The 20,647-nt window shown below is 63.9% G+C and carries 18 protein-coding genes; 11 read left to right on the top strand and 7 right to left on the bottom strand.

Annotated elements, in window-relative coordinates; all coding sequences use genetic code 11:
- Positions 1 to 204 precede the first annotated feature (204 nt).
- The 3 genes from frc to ACNJX9_RS26945 all read right to left on the bottom strand — a co-directional run bounded on the left by frc (position 205) and on the right by ACNJX9_RS26945 (position 4,044).
- The gene (frc, locus tag ACNJX9_RS26955) at positions 205 to 1,482 is read right to left on the bottom strand and encodes a formyl-CoA transferase (RefSeq protein ID WP_439405049.1); all 1,278 of its coding nucleotides are present in this window, start codon (positions 1,480 to 1,482) and stop codon (positions 205 to 207) included.
- 61 nt (positions 1,483 to 1,543) lie between these two features.
- Positions 1,544 to 3,274, bottom strand: a complete 1,731-nt coding sequence (gene oxc / locus ACNJX9_RS26950; protein WP_439405048.1) for an oxalyl-CoA decarboxylase — start codon at positions 3,272 to 3,274, stop codon at positions 1,544 to 1,546.
- 74 nt (positions 3,275 to 3,348) lie between these two features.
- A complete protein-coding gene (locus tag ACNJX9_RS26945; protein ID WP_162268309.1) occupies positions 3,349 to 4,044 on the bottom strand; it encodes a GntR family transcriptional regulator in 696 nt (231 codons plus the stop codon).
- Positions 4,045 to 4,389: 345 nt separating this feature from the next.
- On the opposite strand from ACNJX9_RS26945, the gene ACNJX9_RS26940 reads away from it, so the two are divergent.
- The 7 genes from ACNJX9_RS26940 to ACNJX9_RS26910 all read left to right on the top strand — a co-directional run bounded on the left by ACNJX9_RS26940 (position 4,390) and on the right by ACNJX9_RS26910 (position 13,951).
- Positions 4,390 to 6,519, top strand: coding sequence for an acetate--CoA ligase family protein (locus ACNJX9_RS26940; protein WP_057742058.1), 2,130 nt, complete (start codon positions 4,390 to 4,392; stop codon positions 6,517 to 6,519).
- Positions 6,520 to 6,656: 137 nt separating this feature from the next.
- Complete coding sequence (locus ACNJX9_RS26935) at positions 6,657 to 7,496, top strand: IclR family transcriptional regulator (protein ID WP_057742053.1); 840 nt, start codon at positions 6,657 to 6,659, stop codon at positions 7,494 to 7,496.
- A gap of 435 nt (positions 7,497 to 7,931) precedes the next feature.
- Positions 7,932 to 9,734, top strand: coding sequence for an adenine deaminase C-terminal domain-containing protein (locus tag ACNJX9_RS26930; RefSeq protein WP_439405047.1), 1,803 nt, complete (start codon positions 7,932 to 7,934; stop codon positions 9,732 to 9,734).
- A 153-nt stretch (positions 9,735 to 9,887) separates the two neighbouring features.
- Positions 9,888 to 11,672, top strand: a complete 1,785-nt coding sequence (gcl, locus tag ACNJX9_RS26925; RefSeq protein WP_439405046.1) for a glyoxylate carboligase — start codon at positions 9,888 to 9,890, stop codon at positions 11,670 to 11,672.
- Between the two features lie 11 nt (positions 11,673 to 11,683).
- Positions 11,684 to 12,469 carry a hydroxypyruvate isomerase gene (hyi, locus tag ACNJX9_RS26920; RefSeq protein ID WP_439405044.1) on the top strand — a complete coding sequence of 262 codons (786 nt, stop codon included), beginning with the start codon at positions 11,684 to 11,686 and terminating at the stop codon, positions 12,467 to 12,469.
- A gap of 95 nt (positions 12,470 to 12,564) precedes the next feature.
- Positions 12,565 to 13,452, top strand: coding sequence for a 2-hydroxy-3-oxopropionate reductase (locus ACNJX9_RS26915; protein ID WP_439405043.1), 888 nt, complete (start codon positions 12,565 to 12,567; stop codon positions 13,450 to 13,452).
- A gap of 115 nt (positions 13,453 to 13,567) precedes the next feature.
- Positions 13,568 to 13,951 carry a DUF1236 domain-containing protein gene (locus ACNJX9_RS26910; protein ID WP_057742034.1) on the top strand — a complete coding sequence of 128 codons (384 nt, stop codon included), beginning with the start codon at positions 13,568 to 13,570 and terminating at the stop codon, positions 13,949 to 13,951.
- 74 nt (positions 13,952 to 14,025) lie between these two features.
- On the opposite strand, the gene ACNJX9_RS26905 is transcribed toward ACNJX9_RS26910, so the two are convergent.
- Together ACNJX9_RS26905 and ACNJX9_RS26900 are read right to left on the bottom strand one after the other, a co-directional pair.
- Positions 14,026 to 14,622 (bottom strand): thiamine pyrophosphate-dependent enzyme, encoded by a 597-nt coding sequence (locus ACNJX9_RS26905; protein ID WP_439405041.1) that lies wholly within the window; start codon positions 14,620 to 14,622, stop codon positions 14,026 to 14,028.
- Positions 14,623 to 14,630: 8 nt separating this feature from the next.
- Positions 14,631 to 15,188 carry a thiamine pyrophosphate-binding protein gene (locus ACNJX9_RS26900; protein ID WP_439405040.1) on the bottom strand — a complete coding sequence of 186 codons (558 nt, stop codon included), beginning with the start codon at positions 15,186 to 15,188 and terminating at the stop codon, positions 14,631 to 14,633.
- A 252-nt stretch (positions 15,189 to 15,440) separates the two neighbouring features.
- Here ACNJX9_RS26900 and ACNJX9_RS26895 point away from each other — a divergent pair, with 252 nt between their 5' ends.
- From ACNJX9_RS26895 to ACNJX9_RS26885, 3 genes are all read left to right on the top strand, one after another.
- Positions 15,441 to 16,490: a hydroxyacid dehydrogenase gene (locus tag ACNJX9_RS26895; RefSeq protein WP_439405038.1), complete on the top strand. Its 1,050-nt coding sequence runs from the start codon at positions 15,441 to 15,443 to the stop codon at positions 16,488 to 16,490.
- A gap of 105 nt (positions 16,491 to 16,595) precedes the next feature.
- The gene (locus ACNJX9_RS26890; protein ID WP_439405037.1) at positions 16,596 to 17,045 is read left to right on the top strand and encodes a flagellar basal body rod protein FlgC; all 450 of its coding nucleotides are present in this window, start codon (positions 16,596 to 16,598) and stop codon (positions 17,043 to 17,045) included.
- 118 nt (positions 17,046 to 17,163) lie between these two features.
- Positions 17,164 to 17,376, top strand: coding sequence for a hypothetical protein (locus ACNJX9_RS26885; protein ID WP_057742018.1), 213 nt, complete (start codon positions 17,164 to 17,166; stop codon positions 17,374 to 17,376).
- 161 nt (positions 17,377 to 17,537) lie between these two features.
- Here the strand turns inward: ACNJX9_RS26885 and ACNJX9_RS26880 are convergent, their stop codons facing one another.
- Positions 17,538 to 18,725, bottom strand: a complete 1,188-nt coding sequence (locus tag ACNJX9_RS26880) for a cupin domain-containing protein (protein WP_057758983.1) — start codon at positions 18,723 to 18,725, stop codon at positions 17,538 to 17,540.
- Between the two features lie 183 nt (positions 18,726 to 18,908).
- Positions 18,909 to 19,388 carry an Lrp/AsnC family transcriptional regulator gene (locus tag ACNJX9_RS26875; RefSeq protein WP_057759127.1) on the bottom strand — a complete coding sequence of 160 codons (480 nt, stop codon included), beginning with the start codon at positions 19,386 to 19,388 and terminating at the stop codon, positions 18,909 to 18,911.
- 136 nt (positions 19,389 to 19,524) lie between these two features.
- On the opposite strand from ACNJX9_RS26875, the gene ald reads away from it, so the two are divergent.
- Positions 19,525 to 20,640 carry an alanine dehydrogenase gene (gene ald / locus ACNJX9_RS26870; RefSeq protein WP_439405035.1) on the top strand — a complete coding sequence of 372 codons (1,116 nt, stop codon included), beginning with the start codon at positions 19,525 to 19,527 and terminating at the stop codon, positions 20,638 to 20,640.
- The last annotated feature ends 7 nt before the right edge of the window (positions 20,641 to 20,647 follow it).

Raw genomic sequence — 20,647 nt, 5'->3', positions numbered from 1 at the left:
ATGATAGCCTTTTACCGCTGTTTTGCCCGACGAGTCAAGAAAAATTCGCTAAATACGAAATTTGTTCTTGGCCCGGCGAGGTTGGCTACTGTGCATGGGGTTGTTTTTGGTCTTTGGCGTGTGCTCGCAGCCGCACGGTCTTGCTGATGCAAAAAGGGCCGCCCCGAAGGGCGGCCCTTTCGTTTTGACGCAATGTGGTGCCGCTTACTCGGCGGCCTGCTTCTGCGGCGGGTCGAGCGCGCCCGACTTGTGGATCTCGGCGACCTGGTGATCGGAGAAGCCGAGAACGCTGCGCAGGATCTCGTCGGTATGCTCGCCGAGCAGCGGCGAGCGGGTGACGTCGCTCGGGCTATCCGACAGCTTGATCGGGTTGCCGACCGAGAGGTACTTGCCGCGGGTCGGGTGATCGACCTCGACCACGGTGCCGGTCTTGCGCAGCGACTGGTCCTCGGCGAGCTCCTTCATCGACAGGATCGGGCCGCAGGGGATGTCGTCCCTGTTGAGGATCTCCATCGCCTCGAACTTGGTCTTCGTCATCGTCCATTGTTCGATGCGGGCAAAGATCTCGTTGAGGCGCGGCAGGCGGGCCGCCGGCTTGGCGTAGTTCGGATCGGTCTTCCAGGAGGGCTCGCCGATCACGTCGCAGATCTTCTCCCAGACCGGGGCCTGGGTGATGAAGTAGATGTAGGCGTTCGGGTCGGTCTCCCAGCCCTTGCACTTCAGGATGCGGCCGGGCTGGCCGCCGCCGGAATCGTTGCCGGCGCGCGGCACGGCATCGCCGAACGGAATGCCTTCGCCGTACTGGCTGTATTCCTTGAGGGGGCCGTGGGCGAGGCGCTGCTGGTCGCGCAGCTTGACGCGCGCGAGGTTGAGCACGCCGTCCTGCATCGCCGCAGTGACGCGCTGGCCCTTGCCGGTGTGGGTGCGCTGATAGAGCGCGGTGACGATGCCGAGCGCGAGGTGCAGGCCGGTGCCGCTGTCGCCGATCTGCGCGCCGGTGACGAGCGGAAGCCCGTCACGGAAGCCGGTGGTGGAGGCGGCGCCGCCGGTGCACTGCGCCACATTCTCATAGACCTTGCAGTCTTCGTACGGTCCGGGGCCAAAGCCCTTGATCGACGCCACGATCATCTTCGGGTTGATCGCTTGGATCTTCTCCCAGGGGAAGCCCATGCGGTCGAGCACGCCGGGGCCGAAATTCTCGACCAGCACGTCGCACTTCTTGATCAGCTCGGTGAGGACTTCCTTGCCCTTCGGGTTCTTGGTGTCGAGCGTGATCGAACGCTTGTTGTGGTTGAGCATGGTGAAATACAGGCTGTCCACGTTCGGGATGTCCTGCAACTGGCCGCGGGTGATGTCACCCACGCCGGGGCGTTCCACCTTGATCACGTCGGCGCCGAACCATGCCAGCAGCTGCGTGCAGGTCGGTCCTGACTGGACGTGGGTGAAGTCGAGAATGCGAACGCCCTCGAGCGCTTTGGTCATCTTGTATGCTCCGTACTCTGTCTGCCCCTGCACCCGCAGGGAATAAGGGTTGAGGGGGGACTTACTTCTTCTGCAGAACGCTCTGCGGATTGAGGTTGCCGATGCGGCCGCTTTCCGAGCCCGCGGCCGGATCGATCACGGCGTTGATCAGCGTCGGCTTGCGGGATGCCATGGCTTCGTTCACTGCGCGCTTCAGTTCATCCGGTGAGGTCGCGTTCACGCCGACGCCGCCGAAGGCTTCCATCATCTTGTCGTAGCGTGCACCCTTGACGAACACGGTGGTCGCGGGATCGGAGTTGGCGCCGTTGACGTCGGTGCCGCGATAGATGCCGTCATTGTTGAAGATGACGACGCAGATCGGCAGGTTGTAGCGGCAGATGGTCTCGACCTCCATGCCGGAGAAGCCGAAGGCCGAGTCGCCTTCCACTGCAAGAACGGGGTGGCCGGTCTCGAGCGCAGCCGCGATCGCCTGGCCCATGCCGATGCCCATCACGCCCCAGGTGCCGACGTCGAGACGCTTGCGCGGGCGGTACATGTCGATGACGCCGCGGGCCAGGTCGAGCGTGTTGGCGCCTTCGTTGACGAGGATCGCTTCGGGATGATCCTTGATCACATTCTTCAGCACGCCGAGCGCGCCGTGATAGTCCATCGGCGATTTGTTGTTCATCAGCTTCGGCGCCATCTTGGCGATGTTCTCTTCACGCTTGGACGACACCGCCTTGGTCCATTCGGCTGGCGGGGCGGTCCAGCCCGTTCCCATCGCCTGGTTGAAGGCGGAGACGACCGAGCCGATGTCGCCGACCACGGGCGCGACGATCTCGACGTTGGAGTCCATTTCCTTCGGCTCGATATCGACCTGGATGAACTTCTTCGGCTGATCACCCCAGCTCTTGCCCTTGCCATGCGAGAGCAGCCAGTTCAGTCGCGCGCCGATCAGCATGACGACGTCGGAGTCCTTCAGCACGGTCGAGCGCGCAGCGCCGGCGCATTGCGGATGCGTATCGGGGAGCAGGCCCTTGGCCATGCTCATCGGCAGGAACGGCACGCCGCTCTTCTCGACGAAGCTCTTGATCTCCTCGTCGGCCTGCGCGTAGGCCGCGCCCTTGCCGAGAATGATGAGCGGACGCTTGGCGCTCTTGAGCACGTCGAGCGCGCGCTTCACCGACGCGGGTGAGGGGATCTGCGCCGGCGCAGCGTCAATCACCTTGACCAGCGACTTCTGACCGGCCTCGGCGTTCATCACCTGGCCGAACAGCTTTGCCGGCAGGTCGAGATAGACGCCGCCCGGACGGCCCGAGAGGGCGGCGCGGATGGCGCGGGCAAAGCCGATGCCGATGTCCTGGGCGTGCAGCACGCGATAGGCCGCCTTGCACAGCGGCTTTGCGATCGCGAGCTGGTCCATCTCTTCGTAGTCGCCCTGCTGCAGATCGACGATCTCGCGCTCGGAGGAGCCCGAGACCAGGATCATCGGATAGCAGTTGGTGGTGGCGTGGGCGAGCGCGGTGAGACCGTTCAGGAAGCCCGGGGCGGACACCGTGAGGCAGACACCGGGCTTCTTGGTGAGATAGCCGGCGATGCCGGCGGCGTAGCCGGCGTTCTGCTCGTGGCGGAAGGAGATCACACGAATGCCGGCGGCCTGCGCCATGCGGCCCAAATCCGTGATCGGGATGCCCGGCACATTATAGATGGTGTTGATGCCGTTCAGCTTGAGCGCGTCGATGACGAGATGGAAGCCATCCGTCAGTTCCTGCTCGGTGCCCGGTGCTTCGGACTTGGTCGCAGTGTTCAGCATGGGCCTTGTCTCCCTGATCTCAAGGTAGTGGGGCGAATGGTTCGCCCTTCTGGTGAATGTCGCTAGGTGAACAGTTAAGTAAACAGTTCTTGGCCGTGCGCTTCGACGTAAGCGGCAAGGCCAAGGGTGTGGTCGCGGGCGCGCTTCTCGGCGAGTTCGGTGTCGCGCGCTTCCAGCGCCTCGATCATGCCGAGATGCTCGGGCAGGGAGGTCGCGGTGCGGTCCTTGCGGCCGATCGTCAGCTGGCGGTAGCCGCGCACGTGCAACAAGAGGTCGTTGGTGAGATCGACCAGGACGGGGGACTCCGACAGCGAGATCAGCGCCTGGTGGAAGGCGATGTTCGCCTTCGAATATTCCTCGACGTGATCCTCGGGCAGGCGGTCCTTGCCGAAATCCTTGAAGAAGTCGCGCAGCGCCGTGATGTCCTTTTTGCGCGCGGTGGTGGTGATCAGGCGCGCCGCCATGCTCTCCAGCGCCGCCCAGGCGCGGATCATGTCGACGATCTCGCTCTTGGTCCGGCGCACCACCATGATGCCGCGGCGCGGCACGGTCTTCACGAAACCATCCTGCTCGAGCATCGCGATCGCTTCGCGGATGGGCGTGCGGCTGACGCCCAGCCGTTCGGACAGCGCGCGCTCGTCCAGCATGACAGGCTCGGGCGTCGAATAGATGTCCATCTTGAGGATGGCTTCCTTCAAGGCGTCATACGCCTTGTTCTTGAAGCTGCTCTCCGGGGCAATACGAACGATTGTGATGTCTGCCTCGGCCATGTTCGGCAACGCCTTGGTTGGTTTCCGCAGTGACACGACGATTCTCCTCCAGTGGGAGTCGTCTTTTACAGGAATATTTGCCGGAAAGTTTTTGGCATACCACATGCCAGAATGTCAAGCTGCCTATTTTTTGCGGCGTTATCGACCGTGCTCTGGCTTGACAAGTTGGCTCCTGGCATACCAAATGCCATAGCTAGCCATTTTTGATCCAAGCTGGCGGAGTCATCAAGGCCTTTCAGCCCTCCGTTCCGCTAGGTGGAACAGGGCGCGGCGATGGCAAGTGTCACGGGCAGCCGCATCACGCGCGCTTTGCAAAGTAAGAACTGAAGGTCAAGGGAGAAGCTCATGTCGAATTCCAAAGACGTCGTCCGCAAGGTCCTTGACCAGGTCAAGGCCGACAAACGCACCAGCCTGACAGCGCCGGAAGGCAAGGTGGTCTGCGATGCCTACGGCATTCCCGTGCCGAAAGAGGGCGTGGCGAAGTCGGCCGGCGAGGCCGGCAAAATGGCGTCGTCGATGGGCTTCCCGGTGGTGATGAAGATCGTCTCCCCGGACATTCTCCACAAGACCGAAGCCGGAGGTGTCATCGTCGGCGTCAAGACGGCTGAGGATGCCGAGAAGGCCTACGAGACCATTCTCGGCAACGCCAAGAAGTATAAAGCCGACGCCAAGATCGAGGGCATCCAGGTGCAGCAGATGCTGGCCGGTGGCACCGAAGTGATCGTCGGCTCGATCACCGACGGCTCGTTCGGCAAGCTGGTCGCCTTCGGTCTCGGCGGTGTGCTGGTCGAGGTGTTGAAGGACATCACCTTCCGCCTCGCGCCCGCGACCAGGGAAGACGCGCTGTCGATGCTCGACGGCATCCAGGCGCATGAAATTCTGAAGGGCGTGCGCGGCGGCGAGCCGGTGAACCGCACCGCTCTGGCCGATGTCATCGTCAAGGTTTCGCAGCTCGTCACCGATTTCCCTGAAATCGTCGAGCTCGACCTCAACCCTGTGTTCGCCACCGCCAAGGACGCGATTGCGGCCGACGTGCGTATCGTCGTCGACTTCGCCTACAAGCCCAAGCCGAAGCCGCGTCCGACCGAAGAGATCGTCGCAGCCATGAACCGCATCATGCAGCCGAAGGCGGTCGCCGTGATCGGCGCCTCGGCCGAGGACGGCAAGATCGGCAACTCCGTGATGAAGAACCTCATCAACGGTGGCTACAAGGGCGAGATCATTCCGATCCATCCCAAGGCAGCCGAGATCCTCGGCTACAAGGCGTACAAGAGCGTCAAAGACGTGCCCGGCGTGATCGACGTCGCGGTGTTCGCGATTCCCGCGAAGTTCGTCGCCGGTGCGCTCACCGAGTGCGGCGAGAAGAAAATCCCGGGTGCGGTACTGATTCCGTCAGGCTTTGCCGAGGCCGGCGCGCCGGAGCTGCAGGCCGAGATCGTCGAGGTCGGCAAGAAGTACGACATCCGCCTGATGGGACCGAACATCTACGGCTTCTATTATACGCCCGCCAATCTCTGTGCGACCTTCTGCACCGCCTACGACGTCAAGGGCCACGCGGCGCTGTCGTCGCAGTCGGGCGGCATCGGCATGGCCATCATCGGCTTCTCGCGCTCGGCCAAGATGGGCGTCTCCGCGATCGTCGGCCTTGGCAACAAGTCCGATATCGATGAGGACGATCTGCTCGCTTTCTTCGAGCAGGATCCGAATACGAATCTGATCGCGCAGCACTGCGAGGACCTCAAGGACGGTCGCGCCTTCGCGGAAGCCGCCAAGCGGGTCTCCAAGAAGAAGCCGGTCGTTGTGCTCAAGGCCGGCCGCACCTCGGCCGGCGCGAAGGCGGCCTCGTCGCACACCGGCGCGCTCGCCGGTAACGACAAGATCTATGAGGACGTGCTGGCACAGTCGGGCGTGATCCGCGCCCGCAGCCTGCGGCAGCTGCTCGAGTTCGCCCGCGGCGTGCCGGTGCTGCCGACGCCTAAGGGCGAGAACGTGCTGATCATCACCGGTGCCGGCGGCTCGGGCGTGCTGCTGTCGGACTCATGTGTCGACAACGGCCTGTCGCTGATGTCGATGCCGCCGGATCTCGATGCGGCCTTCCGCAAGTTCATCCCGCCGTTCGGCGCGGCTGGTAACCCTGTGGATATCACCGGTGGCGAGCCGCCGATCACCTACGTCAACACGGTGAAGCTCGGTCTGTCGGACGAGCGCATCCACTCGCTGATCCTCGGCTATTGGCACACCATCGTCACCCCGCCGATGGTGTTCGCCCGCAATATGGTCGAGGTGAAGAAGGAGATGGAGGCCAAGGGCTTTGTGAAGCCAATCGTGGCCTCACTGGCCGGCGACGTCGAAGTCGAGGAAGCCGCCGAATATCTCTACCAGAACGGCATCCCGGCCTATGCCTACTCGACCGAGCTGCCGGTCGAGGTGTTAGGTGCCAAGTACAAGTGGGCGCGCGGGGCAGGGCTGCTCTGAGCCTAATCTCTCCGGTCATCCCGGGGCGGCGCGAAGCGTCGAACTATGGTGCGCACTTGTGCGCTTGAGGATCTCGAGATTGCGGGTTCGCGCTTTCGCGCGCCCCCGAATGACGCCAGCCACAGCGGCAGGTCGCGATGGGCAAGAACGTGATCCGGCGCAAATCGCCTGAGACACGATCGGCTGCGGAGGCCGATCGTGACGGCGGCGTGCAGTCTGTCGACCGCGCGCTGTCGATCCTCGAGACGCTGGCCGAGGACGACGAAGGTTATCGCCTCAGCGATCTCGCCGTTCGCACCGGCCTGTCGGCCTCGACCGTGCACCGCCTGCTGGCGACGCTGGAAAGCCGCCGCTTCGTGCAGTTCGACCGCGCCGAGTCCAAATGGCATGTTGGCGTCCGCAGCTTCACCGTCGGGGCGAGCTTCGCGCGGCGGCGCAATTTCACCGCGCAGGCGATTCCTTATTTGCGCAAATTGCGCGATCTCACCCGCGAGACCGCCAATCTCGCCGTTGTCGACGACGAGTTCATCATCGTGCTGACCCGCATGGAGAGCCGCGAGATCATGCGCTCGCTGACCAAGGTCGGCGGCCGCGTCGCGATGGTGACATCGGGGGTCGGTAAGGCCGTGCTCGCGACCTATTCCGACGAGGATGTCGGCGCGGTCATCCGCCATCACGGCATGCCGAGACTCACGGAAAAATCCATCGTGCGGCCCAGCGACCTTTTTAGAGAACTCGCGGCGGTTCGCAAGCAGGGCTTTGCAATCGACGACGAGGAGGCTCAGATGGGCCTGCGCTGCGTCGCCGCCGTGGTCTACAACGCGCTGGCCGAACCGCTTGCGGCAATCTCGGTGTCCGGGATGACCAGCCGCATCACCGATGAGCGATTGCCGGAGGTTGGCCGCATGGTGCGCGAGGTAGCGGCGGAACTAACGGCCGCACTCGGCGGCGTCGCGCCGGAGCCGAAGGCGTCCTAGTCGACCACGGCCATGATCACGCAGACATACAGAACGAACGTCGTGATCGAGGCGCTGCCACACGTCATCCCGCGGCGTGTTGACGAGCACGTTGAATTCCAGGTTCAGCCGGTGCGCGCCCGCAGCGTGTCGAAAAGGCCCTACAACGCATAAAAGGCGATCCGCAACATCTCGATGGGAAGGGCGAGGAGTCTGAGCATGGCCTGGTTGGTCGCGGCGGCGCGGGCGAAGTTCATTTCGGGCTGTAACGGATGAGGGAAGGGCGGCCGTAGCGGCGCCGTGCTATGCTTCCGCGGCCATCGATGGGCTGTGCCGGCCACGTGCCACCGGCCGGTCCTGCCCAATGCGTAAGCAGAAGTGCAGTTTTAATTGAGTTGCCCCTCCTGCATGAGGGCGCAACCATTGGCGGACGAACCACGTCCGCCGGGAGCTCCGATGACCAAACTGACCCGCTTTGCCGTCGCGCCACTGCATTCGATGACGCGACGTCTCGCCGATGTCGCCTCTGCCCGGCTCGCACCCGAGCTCGTCATTTCAGGTGCAAGGCTGCTCTCGACCTATTCGGAGCGGATCCATCCGGGACGCGAGGTCTGGATCACGTGCGGCCGCATCGCCGCGGTGAAACCGGCCGGAACGGCGAAGAAGATGTGGAGCCACGTGCCGCTGTATGACGCCGCGGGCGGCATCATCGCGCCAGGACTGGTCGATCCGCATATTCACATCGAATCTTCAATGGTGACGGCCTGCGCCTACGCCGAGGCCGCGCTGCTCAACGGGACCACCACGATCTTCTGCGATAGCCACGAGATCGGCAACGTCATGGACGTCGCCGGCGTCGAGGCGATGCTGGAGGACGCCCGTGAGGCGCCGCTGTCGATCTTTCTGACGGTGCCGAGCACGGTGCCGGCAACCTCGGCGGAACTGGAGACCGCCGGCGGCGACCTCACGCCCGACAAGATCGCCGGTCTGTTCGACCGCTGGCCTGAAGCCGTCGCGCTCGGCGAAAAGATGGATTTCGTGCCAGTGACCATGGGCGACGAGCGCAGCCACGCGATCCTCGCGGCAGCCTTGAAGCGCGGGCGACCCGTGTCCGGGCATATCTACGGCCGTGAATTCGTCGCGGCCTATGCGGCTTCCGGCGTCACCGACACGCATGAAGCGATCGACCGCGACATTGCCGACGACCTGCTCGATGCCGGCGTCTGGATCTTCCTGCGCGGCGGGCCGCCGACGACGCCCTGGCATTCGCTGCCGCAGGCGATCCGGACGATCACCGAACTCGGGGCCTCGCACAAGCGCACCGCAGTCTGCACCGACGACCGCGATGCCGATGATCTCCTGCTCTTTGGCCTCGACTGGGTGGTGCGCGAAGCCGTGAGGGCGGGGATGTCGCCGGAACAGGCCTGGTCGATGGGTTCGCTGCACGGCGCCACCCGCTTTGGCATGGAGGGGGAGATCGGCGGGCTCGGCGGCGGCCGCCGCGCCGATCTCGTGCTGATGGACGACAATCTCAAGCCGCAATCGACCTGGTATGGCGGCGAGCTCGTGGTGGAGAACCGCAAGATCACGCCGCGCCTCGATCAGGCGCTGTCGCAGCGCTATCAATATCCGAAGGCGGCCTACGCGACCGTGAAGCTGCCGGAGAAGATCAAGCTGACGCCGGAGCTACCGACAAAGGCCTGCACCGTCAACGCCATCAAGACCGCGCTGCCCGGCATTACGCTGATCCACGAGAAGGTCGCGATCGAGCCGGCCAAAGATTGGCCGTCGCTGTTCGCGCGCTATGACCTGTGCTTCGTCACTGTCGTGGAGCGTCATGGCAAGTCGGCCGGCAATGTCGCCTATGGTCTCCTCAAGGACTTCGGGCTGAAGCGGGGCGCAGTTGCCTCCAGCGTCGGCCATGACAGCCACAACATCATCGTCGCCGGCACCAACGAGCGCGACATGCAGGTCGCGATCGCTGCGATCAAGGGGCAGCAGGGCGGCGTCTGCGTCGTCGCCGACGGCAAGGTGCGGGCGCTGGTGCCGCTGCCGATAGCGGGCCTGTTGTCGGACAAGCGGGTGACGGAGGTGGCCGAAGAGGTCAAAGTGTTGAAGAAGGAATGGGCCGAGGCCGGCTGCACCATCCCCTACATGGGATTCAATCTGATTCCGCTATCGGTCATTCCGGAAATTCGCATCACCGACAAGGGCTTGGTGCTGGTGCCGCAGATGGAGCTGGCGCCGTTGTTCGAATGACCAGCTTTCACGTATTTCTCGATCTAACCAATTGAGACCGCCGCGTTTTTCCAGCGGCTGCCGCATCGTGGAAAATAAAATCGATCTCGTTGAGATGTGCATCTGCGCACCTGATGATCTCGCTCGCTGAATTAAACTTGAGCGAGGTCCGATATGGCGAAGATGCGAGCCGTCGATGCAGCCGTGCGTATCCTGGAGAAGGAAGGCATCTCGACCGCCTTCGGCGTTCCTGGGGCGGCGATCAATCCGCTTTACTCGGCGCTGAAGAAGCGTGGCTCGATCCGCCACATCCTGGCGCGCCATGTCGAGGGTGCCTCGCACATGGCCGAAGGCTATACACGGGCCAAGGCCGGCAATATCGGCGTCTGCATCGGCACCTCGGGGCCGGCTGGCACCGACATGATCACAGGCCTCTATTCGGCGATCGCCGATTCCATTCCGATCCTCTGCATCACCGGCCAGGCGCCGCGGGCGCGGCTCTACAAGGAAGACTTTCAGGCCGTCGACATCGAGGCGATCGCAAAGCCGGTGACGAAATGGGCGGTGACCGTGCGCGAGCCGGCGCTGGTGCCGCGCGTCTTCAGCCAGGCGTTTCATGTGATGCGTTCGGGCCGGCCTGGGCCGGTCCTGATCGACATGCCGCTCGACGTGCAACTCGCCGAGATCGAGTTCGACGACGAGACCTATGAGCCGCTGCCGGTCTACAAGCCTGCCGCGACCCGTAAGCAGGTCGAGAAGGCGCTGGAAATGCTCAACGCCGCCGAGCGTCCGCTGATCGTTGCCGGCGGCGGCATCATCAATGCCGACGCCTCCGACCTGCTGGTCGAATTCGCCGAGATCGCCAATGTGCCTGTGGTACCGACGCTGATGGGATGGGGCACGATCCCCGACGATCACGTGCTGATGGCCGGCATGGTCGGCCTCCAGACCAGCCACCGCTACGGTAACGCTACGCTGCTGGAGTCCGATTTCGTGCTTGGCATTGGCAATCGCTGGGCCAACAGGCACACCGGCTCGGTCGAGACCTACACCAAGGGCCGCAAATTCGTTCACGTGGATATCGAGCCGACGCAGATCGGGCGCGTGTTCAACCCCGATCTCGGCATCGTGTCGGACGCGAAGGCCGCGCTCGAACTCTTCGTTTCCGTTGCCCGGGAGTGGCGACGTTCCGGCAGGCTCCGCGAGCGCCAGGCGTGGCCCGCGTCCTGCCGCGACCGCAAGAAGACCATGCTGCGCAAGAGCCATTTCGACAACGTTCCGATCAAGCCGCCGCGCGTCTATGAGGAGATGAACAAGGCGTTCGGCCGCGACACCACCTATGTCACGGTGATCGGCCTGTCGCAGATCGCCGGCGCGCAGTTTTTAGGCGTCTACAAGCCGCGTAACTGGATCAATGCCGGGCAGGCTGGGCCGCTGGGCTGGACCTTGCCGGCAGCGCTCGGCGTGCGTGCGGCGTGCCCGGATCGCGACATCGTCGCGCTGTCCGGCGACTACGACTTCCAGTTCCTGATCGAGGAGCTCGCGGTCGGAGCGCAGTTCAATCTGCCCTACATCCACGTCGTCGTGAACAATTCCTATCTCGGCCTGATCCGCCAGGCCCAGCGCGGCTTCGAGATGGATTATCACGTCCAGCTCTCCTTCGAGAACATCAACGCGCCGGAGATCGGCGTCTACGGCGTCGATCATGTCGCGGTGGCCGAAGGCCTCGGCTGCAAGGCGATCCGCGTCACCGATCCCAAGGACACGCAGGCCGCGTTCGCGACCGCGCGCGAATTGATGGCGAAGCACCGCGTGCCCGTGGTGGTGGAGTTCATCCTCGAACGCGTCACCAACATTGCGATGGGCACCGAGATCGACAACATCGTCGAGTTCGAGGAGGTGCTGAATTTGCCGCTCGACGAGGTCGGGTCTGCGCGCGCGCTGCAGCCGGCAGAATAGGGGACAGCATCATGCCGAAATTCGCCGCCAACCTCACCATGCTCTTCAACGAGATGCCGTTCATCGACCGCTTTGCCGCGGCGAAGGCCGCGGGCTTTGTCGGGGTCGAGTATCTCTTTCCCTACGATTTCGACAAGGCGCAGCTCCGCGAACAGCTTGAGGCCCACGGCCTGACCCAGGTGCTGCACAATCTCCCCGCCGGCGACTGGACCGCCGGCGAGCGCGGCATCGCGATCATGCCCGATCGCACCGCCGAATTCCGCGACGGCGTGTTTCGCGCCATCGATTATGCCAAGGCGCTCGATTGCGAGCAGCTCAATTGCCTCGTCGGCATCGCACTTGCGGACGCCGATCCGCGCGAGCTTCAGGAGACGTTGGTCGGCAATTTGCGCTTTGCGGCTTCGACGCTGGCGCGGGAGAACATCAAGCTGCTGGTCGAGCCGATCAACACGCTCGACATTCCCGGCTTCTTCCTCAATGGCACGGAGCAGGCGCTACGGCTGATCTCCGAGGTGCGGTCGAACAACCTGTTTGTGCAATACGATATCTATCACATGCAGATCATGGAGGGTGATCTCGCTCGCACCATGCAGGAATGCCTTCCGCAGATCGCCCACATCCAGCTCGCCGACAATCCCGGCCGGCACGAGCCCGGTACCGGCGAGATCAACTATCCCTTCCTGTTCCGCCATCTCGACGCGATCGGTTATCGTGGCTGGATCGGCTGCGAATACAAGCCGCGCACCACGACGCTGGAAGGCCTGTCCTGGCACGCCGCGCAGACATTTGAGACGTGAGACGCAGCCGCAGCGGCGGTGCGCTCCCTCTCCCGCTTGGGGGAGAGGTGAGCGAGCGCGCGGATCGACTTACCTGATCGAGAGGAAACGAGACCATGATCGACATCGGATTCATCGGACTTGGCACCATGGGACGGCCGATGGCCGGCCATCTCCTTGCTGCGGGCCATCGCCTATTCCTGCATGACATTGCGCCCGTCGCGGCCGAGTTGATTGCCGCAGGCGGCGTCGCCTGCAAATCGGCCAAGGAGGTTGCGGAGGAGGCCGATGTCGTCATCATCATGGTGCCCGACACGCCGCACGTCGAGGCGGTGCTGTTCGGCAAGGACGGCGTTGCGGGCGGCCTCTCCAAGGGCCAGATCGTGGTCGACATGAGCTCGGTCTCGCCGCTGGCGACGAAGGAATTCGCCAGGAAGATCGAGGCACTCGGTGCGGACTACCTCGATGCGCCGGTGTCCGGCGGGGAGGTCGGCGCCAAGGCCGCGAGCCTCACCATCATGGTCGGCGGTCCCGAGCGGGCCTTTGGCACCATGAAGCCGATCTTCGACAAAATGGGCAAGAACGTCACGCATGTCGGCGCCAATGGCGACGGCCAGACGACCAAGGTCGCCAACCAGATCATTGTGGCACTGACGATCGAGGCGGTGAGTGAAGCGCTGCTGTTCGCCTCCAAGGCCGGCGCCGATCCTGCGTTGGTGCGCAAGGCGCTGATGGGTGGCTTCGCCTCGTCGCGGATTCTCGAAGTGCATGGCGAGCGCATGGTGAAGCGCGATTTCGATCCCGGCTTTCGCATCGAGCTGCACCAAAAGGATCTCAATCTCGCGCTCGAAGGCGCGCGCGCTCTCGGCCTGTCGCTGCCGAGCACGGCAGTCGCGCAGCAACTGTTCTCGTCCTGCACCGCACATGGCGGCAAGGGCTGGGATCATTCGGCGATGGTGCGTGCGCTGGAACTGATGGCGGGCCACGAGATCACAGCCAGCTGAATTGTTACGGCGTAACACTCTCAAGGTTTAAAGCAACTTTCGTCACAGGGGAACCGGAACAATGGTCCGCCCTCGCGGGTTGAAAGCGCACCCAACAACACTGGAGAGTGTAGATATGAAGACCCGTCTTGTGATTTCGTTGGCTGCCGCGTCGCTGCTGGCGTCGAGTGCAGCCTTTGCTCAGTCGACGACCGAAGAAGGCGCCAGGAACGGCGCACGCACGGGCGGTGAAGTCGGCGGCCCGATCGGCGCGATGGTTGGGGGCACCGTGGGTGCGGCGGTCGGCGCCGGTCTCGAGATTCCGAACGCGATCCTCGGCGGCATCCCGCGCGATGATTCAGTCGTGATTCACGAGCGCGTCGAGGTCGGCGAGCCGCTGCCCCCGACCGTGGTGCTGCGCCCCGTGCCGAACTACACCCAGTATCGCTACGCAGTGGTGAATGATCGCCGCGTGATCGTTGAGCCGCGCACGCGCCGGGTGATCAAGATCATCGACTGATCCGGTTGAACGTCAGGAATTGAAATGGCCCCCGGAGTGACGCTCCGCGGGGCCTTGTCGTCGACCATTGAATGTCAGAGCGGCTCGCGCACGCCGAGGCCGTGCATGAAGCGCTCGCGGATCTGCACGGGATCCCGGCGGGTGGTGCCGACGCCGGGTTTGTCGTCGATGCGGAGCGCGATCAGGCTGGGCTCGTCAGCCGACATCGCCTGATCGACCAGCCGCTCGAAATCCTCTTCGTCCGCGGCCCATGCGCTGTTGGTGAGGCCCGAGCCCTGTGCGATTGCAACGAGATCGGCGACGCCAGCGGCGGGCGTCGGCTGCGCACCGGTGATCTGGTAGATGCCGTTGTCCATCACGATCATAGTCAGGTTCTTCGGCTTCAAGGCCGCGATCGTCGAGAGCGCGCCGAGTTGCATCAGCAGTGAGCCGTCGCCTTCCAGCGCGAATACGCGTCGATCGGGCTGCGCCAGCGCCACGCCGAGTGCGATCGGGAAGGCGAGCCCCATGCTGCCCAGCATGTAAAAGTTCTGCGGGCGGTGGCCAGCGGCCCAGAGGTCGAAATTGGTATTGCCGATGCCGCCGATCACCGCTTCCCCCTGCTTGAGTTTTGCGATCAGGCGCGACGTCACATCGAAGCGATTCATGATCTTGGTATTGGTATTGTTCATGACGGCGCTCACTTGTCGAAGACCTTGCCGCCCGTGAGCAGCGGGTTGAGGATCAGCGCCACCGGCGCCTGTGTCGTGACGGCCTGCTTGATCGAGCGGTCGACGATGAATTCCAGCTCGTCGAGCCGGGTGATGGTGTGGTGCTCAATCGCCAGCGAATCCAGCACCGGGCGCATGGTGCGGCAGACCAGCGACTGGCCGTAGTTGAATTCGCCCAGCGTACCGCGCTCGGAGACGAACATGATCAGCGGGATCTGGTAGGGCACCGCGAGCGAGGCGAGGGTGTTTGCCAGCGTTGCAAAGCCCGAGGTCTGCATCAGCACCGCGCCGCGCCGTCCGCCCATCCAGGCGCCCGAGACGATGCCGACGGCCTCTTCCTCGCGGGCGGTGGCAAAGGTCGTAAAGAAAGCATCGGCGTGCAGATTCTTGATCAGCGGCGTCAATACCCGGTCGGGCACGTAGGGGATGAGACGGATTTCATTCCGCTTCAGGGTTTGCAGGACGATGCCATGCCAGCTCTTGTCGCCGGATGCCTGCGTCGAATTATGCTGCTCCGCAATCGCCATTGCGTTCTCCCTCGCGCCGCACATGCTTCTTCTTTGGCCGTCTTCTTTTGCCGTCCCGGCGTTTGCCGAACTTGACGGAGCGGACGGGATTGTCAACATGTCCGGGCCGGCACCGTGATCTGCGCCAGACGGGCTTCCGTGGCCGGCACCGCCGTGCCACAAGCGGGATAATGAGAAACGGGAGGAACGCTAGGAACGGACGCGCATTGCGCTGACCTTGCGAGCCTCCGCGACAGAGCCGGAAGGGTCCTGATGTCGGTCAACAGCAAGCGCGTCTTCTACGTCAAATACCTGGCCAACCCTGTTTACATCGACATCCTGAAGGCGCGGTCCGACGTACGGCTCGACCGCATCGAGAACGAGAGCCCAGAGGATTTTTACGCGCCGATCCTGAGCGCGGCGCATGTCTATCAGATCGGTGCCGCGCGCGACGAGTTGGCGCCGCACTTCCATGTCGACGCCGCCTTCCTGAAGCGCACACCAAACCTGCTCCTGGTCTCCAGCAACGGCGCGGGCTTCGATCCGGTCGATGTCGAGGCCTGCACGGATGCAGGCGTGCTGGTCGTCAACCAGTCCGGCGGCAACGCGCATTCGGTGGCCGAGCACGCACTGGCGATGATGTTGACCCTGTCCAAGCGTATCATCCAGTCCGATCGCCGGCTGCGCCGCGAGGCCAATGTCAATCGCAACGAGCTCGTCGGCAACGAGGTCGAGCACAAGACCGTCGGCATCATCGGTCTCGGCAATGTCGGCCGCCGCATCGCCGCGCTCTGCAAGGGCCTACTCGGCATGACGGTGCTGGCTTACGATCCCTATCTCAGCAAAGAGGTGATGGCCGAGCGGGGTGGCGAGAAGGTGGAGCTTGACGAACTGCTGCGCCGAGCCGATTTCGTTTCGATCTCCTGCCCGCTCAACAAGGGCAGTCGCAACATGATCAGCGTGCGCGAATTCGGCCTGATGCAGCCGCACGCCTATTTCATCACCACCGCACGCGGATTCATCCACGACGAGGATGCGCTGCTCCAGGCACTGCGCGACAAGCGCATCGCCGGTGCCGGTCTCGACGTCTGGTCCAAGGAACCGCCGCCGCCGGAACATCCGCTGCTGCAGTTCGACAACGTGCTGGCAAGCCCGCATACGGCGGGTGTGACGATCGAAGCGCGCCGGAATATGGGCCGCATCGCAGCCGAGCAGGTGCTGGAGACGCTCGACGGCAAGCGGCCGCCGCGCATCATCAATCCCGAGGTCTGGCCCCTCTATGCCGAGCGCTTCAGGCAGGCCTTTGGCGTGACGCCGGGGTAGGGGCGAAGCGCTCTCTGCGCTGGTTACGCGGATGAAAACGGAACGCAACGGATTTTACTGATTGCGTCAGTGAACGCGTATGGCTTGTCCTGTAGATCAGGGCCCATGAGCATCTCTTCGATTGCGACGTCAGGACTTTCTGCGGCGAGTTTGCGAGCGAACGTGGCCGCCAGCAACATCGCCAATGTTCGAACCACGGGTCCGCTGCCCGCGTCAAGCGGATCGGGCGCACCGGCCGGTGCGGGCAGTTCGGGCATTGCTCCCACGTTTCCGGCGGCCTATGTGCCGCTACGCGTCGACCAGGTCGACCAATCGAGCGGCTCGACGCCGGGCGGTACGGTCGCGACCGTGTCGACGGTGTCGCCGAGCTATATCGCACAGTCCGACCCGAGCGCTCCCTTCGCAAACCAGGATGGCCTAGTCGCTGCGCCTAATGTCGATCTTGCTGACCAATTCGTTCAGCTGGCGACCGCAAAATACAGCTTCATGGCCAATGCCAAGGTCATTCAGGCCTATTCCGAGACGGAAAAGTCCCTGCTCGACATCACCGCCTGATTGCTGACGGACTGTATCGGTGGCGGGAACCGCCGCCTTGCCTTGATCCGCGTCAAAATCTCCCTCCCCCAACCGGCTTAAATGGGATTAGAGTGCCGGCGGCGCAGCAGGAGGTCCCATGTCAACTTATGTCGTCAGGTTCATGAAGGACGTGCTCGGGGAGTACGGCCGGCAGAGCGAAGTTTGTCAGGGTACGCTCGAGATCGACGCTATCGACGAGATCGAGGCCACGGAGCGAGCGAAGGCAAAATTCTGCAAGGACCAGGCGTTGCATCACTGGTCGTTGCATGCCGATCGCATCCAGGTCAGACCGTCCGATTTTCCGTCGTGAGGGCTAGCGGCCCGGCGCTGTGACCGGCGGGGGAGCCGTCGTCCCCGCACCGAGCGAACGTTGCACCGTGAATAGCCATGGCATGTCCCGAATGTGCGGAGACGGATACGTCTCTGCACATTCAATGACAGTTCGATGACAGCAGGCGCCGCGCTTGACAGTCAGCCCGCCGCGGCGATGACCGTGCGCTTGCGGCCGAAACTCGCCACCGCCGCCTCGGGGACTCCGAAATTGTTGGCCAGAAGGTGCCGCGGGGCCTGGCTCACCCAGTCGGTCAGGCTGCTTTCGCGGTAGGCGCCACTATCGAGCGCGCCGACCACCTCTGCTTCCTCGGTACCGATATTCTGGATCGAGTGTCCGCAATTGCTCGGGATATAGGCGCAGTCCCCGGCCGAAAGCTCCGCGACGGCGACGCGCTTGTCGAACGCGAACAGTGTCACGCGCGTGCGCCCCTTCAGCACATAGTGCCACTCATTGGCATCGGCGTGCCAGTGCGGCTCGTGCATCGCGCCCGGCTTCAGCTTGAGTACGATGCCGGTCATGGTGCTCGACATTGGGAATTCCCCGGCGGACGCCACATAGAGCTGGCCGCCGGCGGTGTTCACGCGCGGCTTCTGCGACATCAGCGGGAAGCGATGCGTCCGATCGCGAGCGAGGGGCTTTGCGACCTTCGCCTGCGGCCCGTCCAGCGCCAGGATTTCGCCCTGCATGATGTAGGTTTCCGCTTTCGGATTGGCGCTGAGGATGTCGGAGGGAACGCCGAGCGCCTGCGACAGAGTGGGGGCATCGTAGCGGCTCATCCAGTCGCTGATGCCGAATGTGCCGTGCTCGGAATAGAGTCCGTCGTCAAAGGCGAGGATGGCGTGACAGGGGATGGACCCCAGCGTCTGGATGGCGTGGCTGTGGCCCTTCGGAAAGTACCAGAGATCGCCGGGGCCGAGGTTGACGACCTCGAGCTGCCCGTCCGGGTCGACCGCCGTCACCTGACAATTGCCGTCGACGACATAGGCCCACTCGGCCGAATTGTGCCAATGCATCTCCCGGGCACCGCCGGCATTGACGAACAGATGTGCGCCGGCGATGCCGGTCGCGAGCGGCAGGCCGCGGGTGGTGATCTCGCGCGCCCAGCCGCCGGACGTGGCCTTGATCGGTCCGGTGTCGAGCGAAGCCGTGAACACCATGGGATCGCCCGACTTCCGCGGAATCGTCTTCAGGTACTCGGAGGCCGGGGCAACGTCGTAGCCCGCCGCATGCCCGTCGGGGGCCGCAATCGCGGATTTGCCGGCGCCCAAGGCGCCGGCACTGAAGGCAACGGATTGAATGAAAAGACGGCGGCTGGATTTGAACATGGAAAACCCCAGGAATGATATGGTTACGTGACATGGGGCGCTGGTCGCATCGCGTCCTATCAATTGGGTCTGATGATGGGGTCTGTTCGGCTCAATCGTTTGGTTGAAATTGCAATTCAACTTTCTTTGATGAAGGGACGACGCCGCTGACAAAGCCGTCGCCTCGGAGCGCAGCGGGCCCGGCTACCGCTTCGTCTCGCCGAACACCACGGTCGGCACTGCGCGGTTGACGACCTCGCGCAACGCAAAACTCGATTGCACCCGCGCCACGCGCGGCAGTCGCGACAGCTCGGTGCGGTGGATGCGCTCGAAATCCTGGATGTCACGTGCGAGCACGATCAGGATGTAATCGTCGGTGCCTGACATCAGGAAGCAGCGCACGACGGAAGGACACTTCACCACCTCCGCCTCGAAGGCCTTCAGGGCCTCGTCGCTCTGGCTCTCAAGCGCAATGCGCACCAGCACCGTCGTGGTGAGGCCGAACTGGGCGAGGTCGAGCGCGGCCTGGTAGGCCTGGATGTAACCGTCATCCTCCAGTGCCTTCTGCCGTCGCGCCAGCGCTGTGCTTGACAGGCCGACCTTGTTGGCGAGCTCGGTATGGCTGGCGCGCGCATTGGTCGTGAGTTCCGCGAGAATCGCGAGGTCTTTGCGGTCGAGGGCCAAGGTTTCGTTTCCGGCGTGAAAGGGCACTTCCGCGACCGAAACAGGCGCGGGAAGGTCAAAGCTAGCGGATATTTGCACGAAACCAAACCGCCTGCGCCGCTACGATCTCAGGAGGAATCAAAAGGAGACCAGCAGGATGCGTGTCGGTGTACCCAAGGAAATCAAGGTCCAGGAATATCGCGTCGGGCTCACCCCGGGCGCCGTCCGCGAATATGTCGCAGCCGGCCACCAGGTGACGGTCGAGACCGGCGCTGGCAACGGCATCGGCGCGCCCGATGAGGTGTACCAGCGGGCAGGGGCCTCCATTGCGGCGAGCGCAAGCGACATCTTCGCCAAGTCCGAGATGATCGTGAAGGTGAAGGAGCCGCAGAAGGGCGAATGGGCCCAGCTCCGCGAAGGCCAGATCCTGTTCACTTATCTCCACCTTGCGCCGGATCCGGAGCAAGCCAAGGGCCTGCTCGCTTCCGGCTGCACAGCGATTGCCTATGAAACCGTCACCGACGCGGCCGGCCACCTCCCCCTGCTCGCGCCGATGAGCGAAGTCGCCGGCCGCCTCGCCATCGAGGCCGCCGGCGCCGCGCTCAAGCGGACGGCCGGCGGTCGCGGGCTGCTGCTCGGCGGCGTGCCGGGCGTGCAGCCGGCGCGCGTCGTCGTGCTTGGCGGCGGCGTGGTGGGAATGCAGGCCGCGCGGATGGCCGCAGGCCTCGGCGCCGAAGTCACCGTGATCGACCGCTCGATTCCGCGCTTGCGCGAGCTTGATGATCTCTTCACCGGACGTGTGCGCACGCGCTTCTCGACGATCGAGTCCGTCGAAGAAGAAGTATTTAGCGCCGACGTCGTGATCGGCGCGGTGCTGGTGCCGGGCGCGAGCGCTCCGAAACTCGTCACGCGCGCGATGCTGAAATCGATGCGCCCGGGCGCGGTGCTGGTCGACGTTGCGATCGACCAGGGCGGCTGCTTCGAGACCTCGCATGCGACGACGCATGCGGAGCCGACCTATGAGGTCGATGGCGTCGTGCATTATTGCGTGGCCAACATGCCGGGCGCGGTGCCGGTCACCTCAAGCCAGGCGCTCAACAATGCGACATTGCCGTTCGGCTTGATGCTGGCGAACGAGGGCTTTGCCGCGATGCTGGAGAACCCGCATTTGCGCAACGGGCTGAACGTGCATCGCGGCCGTGTCACCAACAAGGCGGTGGCGGACAGCCTCGGGCTGGAATTCGCACCGGTGGAAAGCGGGCTCGCGGCGTAGAGCCGCG

Origin of the sequence: Bradyrhizobium sp. BLXBL-03, assembly GCF_051853015.1 — a bacterium.
Classification (GTDB): Bacteria; Pseudomonadota; Alphaproteobacteria; order Rhizobiales; family Xanthobacteraceae; genus Bradyrhizobium; species Bradyrhizobium manausense.
The sequence above is the reverse complement of the archived record's forward strand: the minus strand, read 5'-3'. Positions and strand labels throughout refer to the sequence as shown.

Excerpts from the sequence above, each read along its gene's own strand:
- ald (WP_439405035.1), top strand. The coding sequence starts at position 19,525 with ATGCGTGTCGGTGTACCCAAGGAAATCAAGGTCCAGGAATATCGCGTC.
- ACNJX9_RS26910 (WP_057742034.1), top strand. The coding sequence starts at position 13,568 with ATGAAGACCCGTCTTGTGATTTCGTTGGCTGCCGCGTCGCTGCTGGCG.
- oxc (WP_439405048.1), bottom strand. The coding sequence starts at position 3,274 with ATGCTGAACACTGCGACCAAGTCCGAAGCACCGGGCACCGAGCAGGAA.
- ACNJX9_RS26895 (WP_439405038.1), top strand. The coding sequence starts at position 15,441 with ATGTCGGTCAACAGCAAGCGCGTCTTCTACGTCAAATACCTGGCCAAC.
- hyi (WP_439405044.1), top strand. The coding sequence starts at position 11,684 with ATGCCGAAATTCGCCGCCAACCTCACCATGCTCTTCAACGAGATGCCG.
- ACNJX9_RS26890 (WP_439405037.1), top strand. The coding sequence starts at position 16,596 with ATGAGCATCTCTTCGATTGCGACGTCAGGACTTTCTGCGGCGAGTTTG.
- gcl (WP_439405046.1), top strand. The coding sequence starts at position 9,888 with ATGGCGAAGATGCGAGCCGTCGATGCAGCCGTGCGTATCCTGGAGAAG.
- ACNJX9_RS26930 (WP_439405047.1), top strand. The coding sequence starts at position 7,932 with ATGACCAAACTGACCCGCTTTGCCGTCGCGCCACTGCATTCGATGACG.
- frc (WP_439405049.1), bottom strand. The coding sequence starts at position 1,482 with ATGACCAAAGCGCTCGAGGGCGTTCGCATTCTCGACTTCACCCACGTC.
- ACNJX9_RS26885 (WP_057742018.1), top strand. The coding sequence starts at position 17,164 with ATGTCAACTTATGTCGTCAGGTTCATGAAGGACGTGCTCGGGGAGTAC.
- ACNJX9_RS26900 (WP_439405040.1), bottom strand. The coding sequence starts at position 15,188 with ATGGCGATTGCGGAGCAGCATAATTCGACGCAGGCATCCGGCGACAAG.
- ACNJX9_RS26940 (WP_057742058.1), top strand. The coding sequence starts at position 4,390 with ATGTCGAATTCCAAAGACGTCGTCCGCAAGGTCCTTGACCAGGTCAAG.
- ACNJX9_RS26935 (WP_057742053.1), top strand. The coding sequence starts at position 6,657 with ATGGGCAAGAACGTGATCCGGCGCAAATCGCCTGAGACACGATCGGCT.
- ACNJX9_RS26880 (WP_057758983.1), bottom strand. The coding sequence starts at position 18,725 with ATGTTCAAATCCAGCCGCCGTCTTTTCATTCAATCCGTTGCCTTCAGT.
- ACNJX9_RS26945 (WP_162268309.1), bottom strand. The coding sequence starts at position 4,044 with ATGGCCGAGGCAGACATCACAATCGTTCGTATTGCCCCGGAGAGCAGC.
- ACNJX9_RS26905 (WP_439405041.1), bottom strand. The coding sequence starts at position 14,622 with ATGAACAATACCAATACCAAGATCATGAATCGCTTCGATGTGACGTCG.
- ACNJX9_RS26915 (WP_439405043.1), top strand. The coding sequence starts at position 12,565 with ATGATCGACATCGGATTCATCGGACTTGGCACCATGGGACGGCCGATG.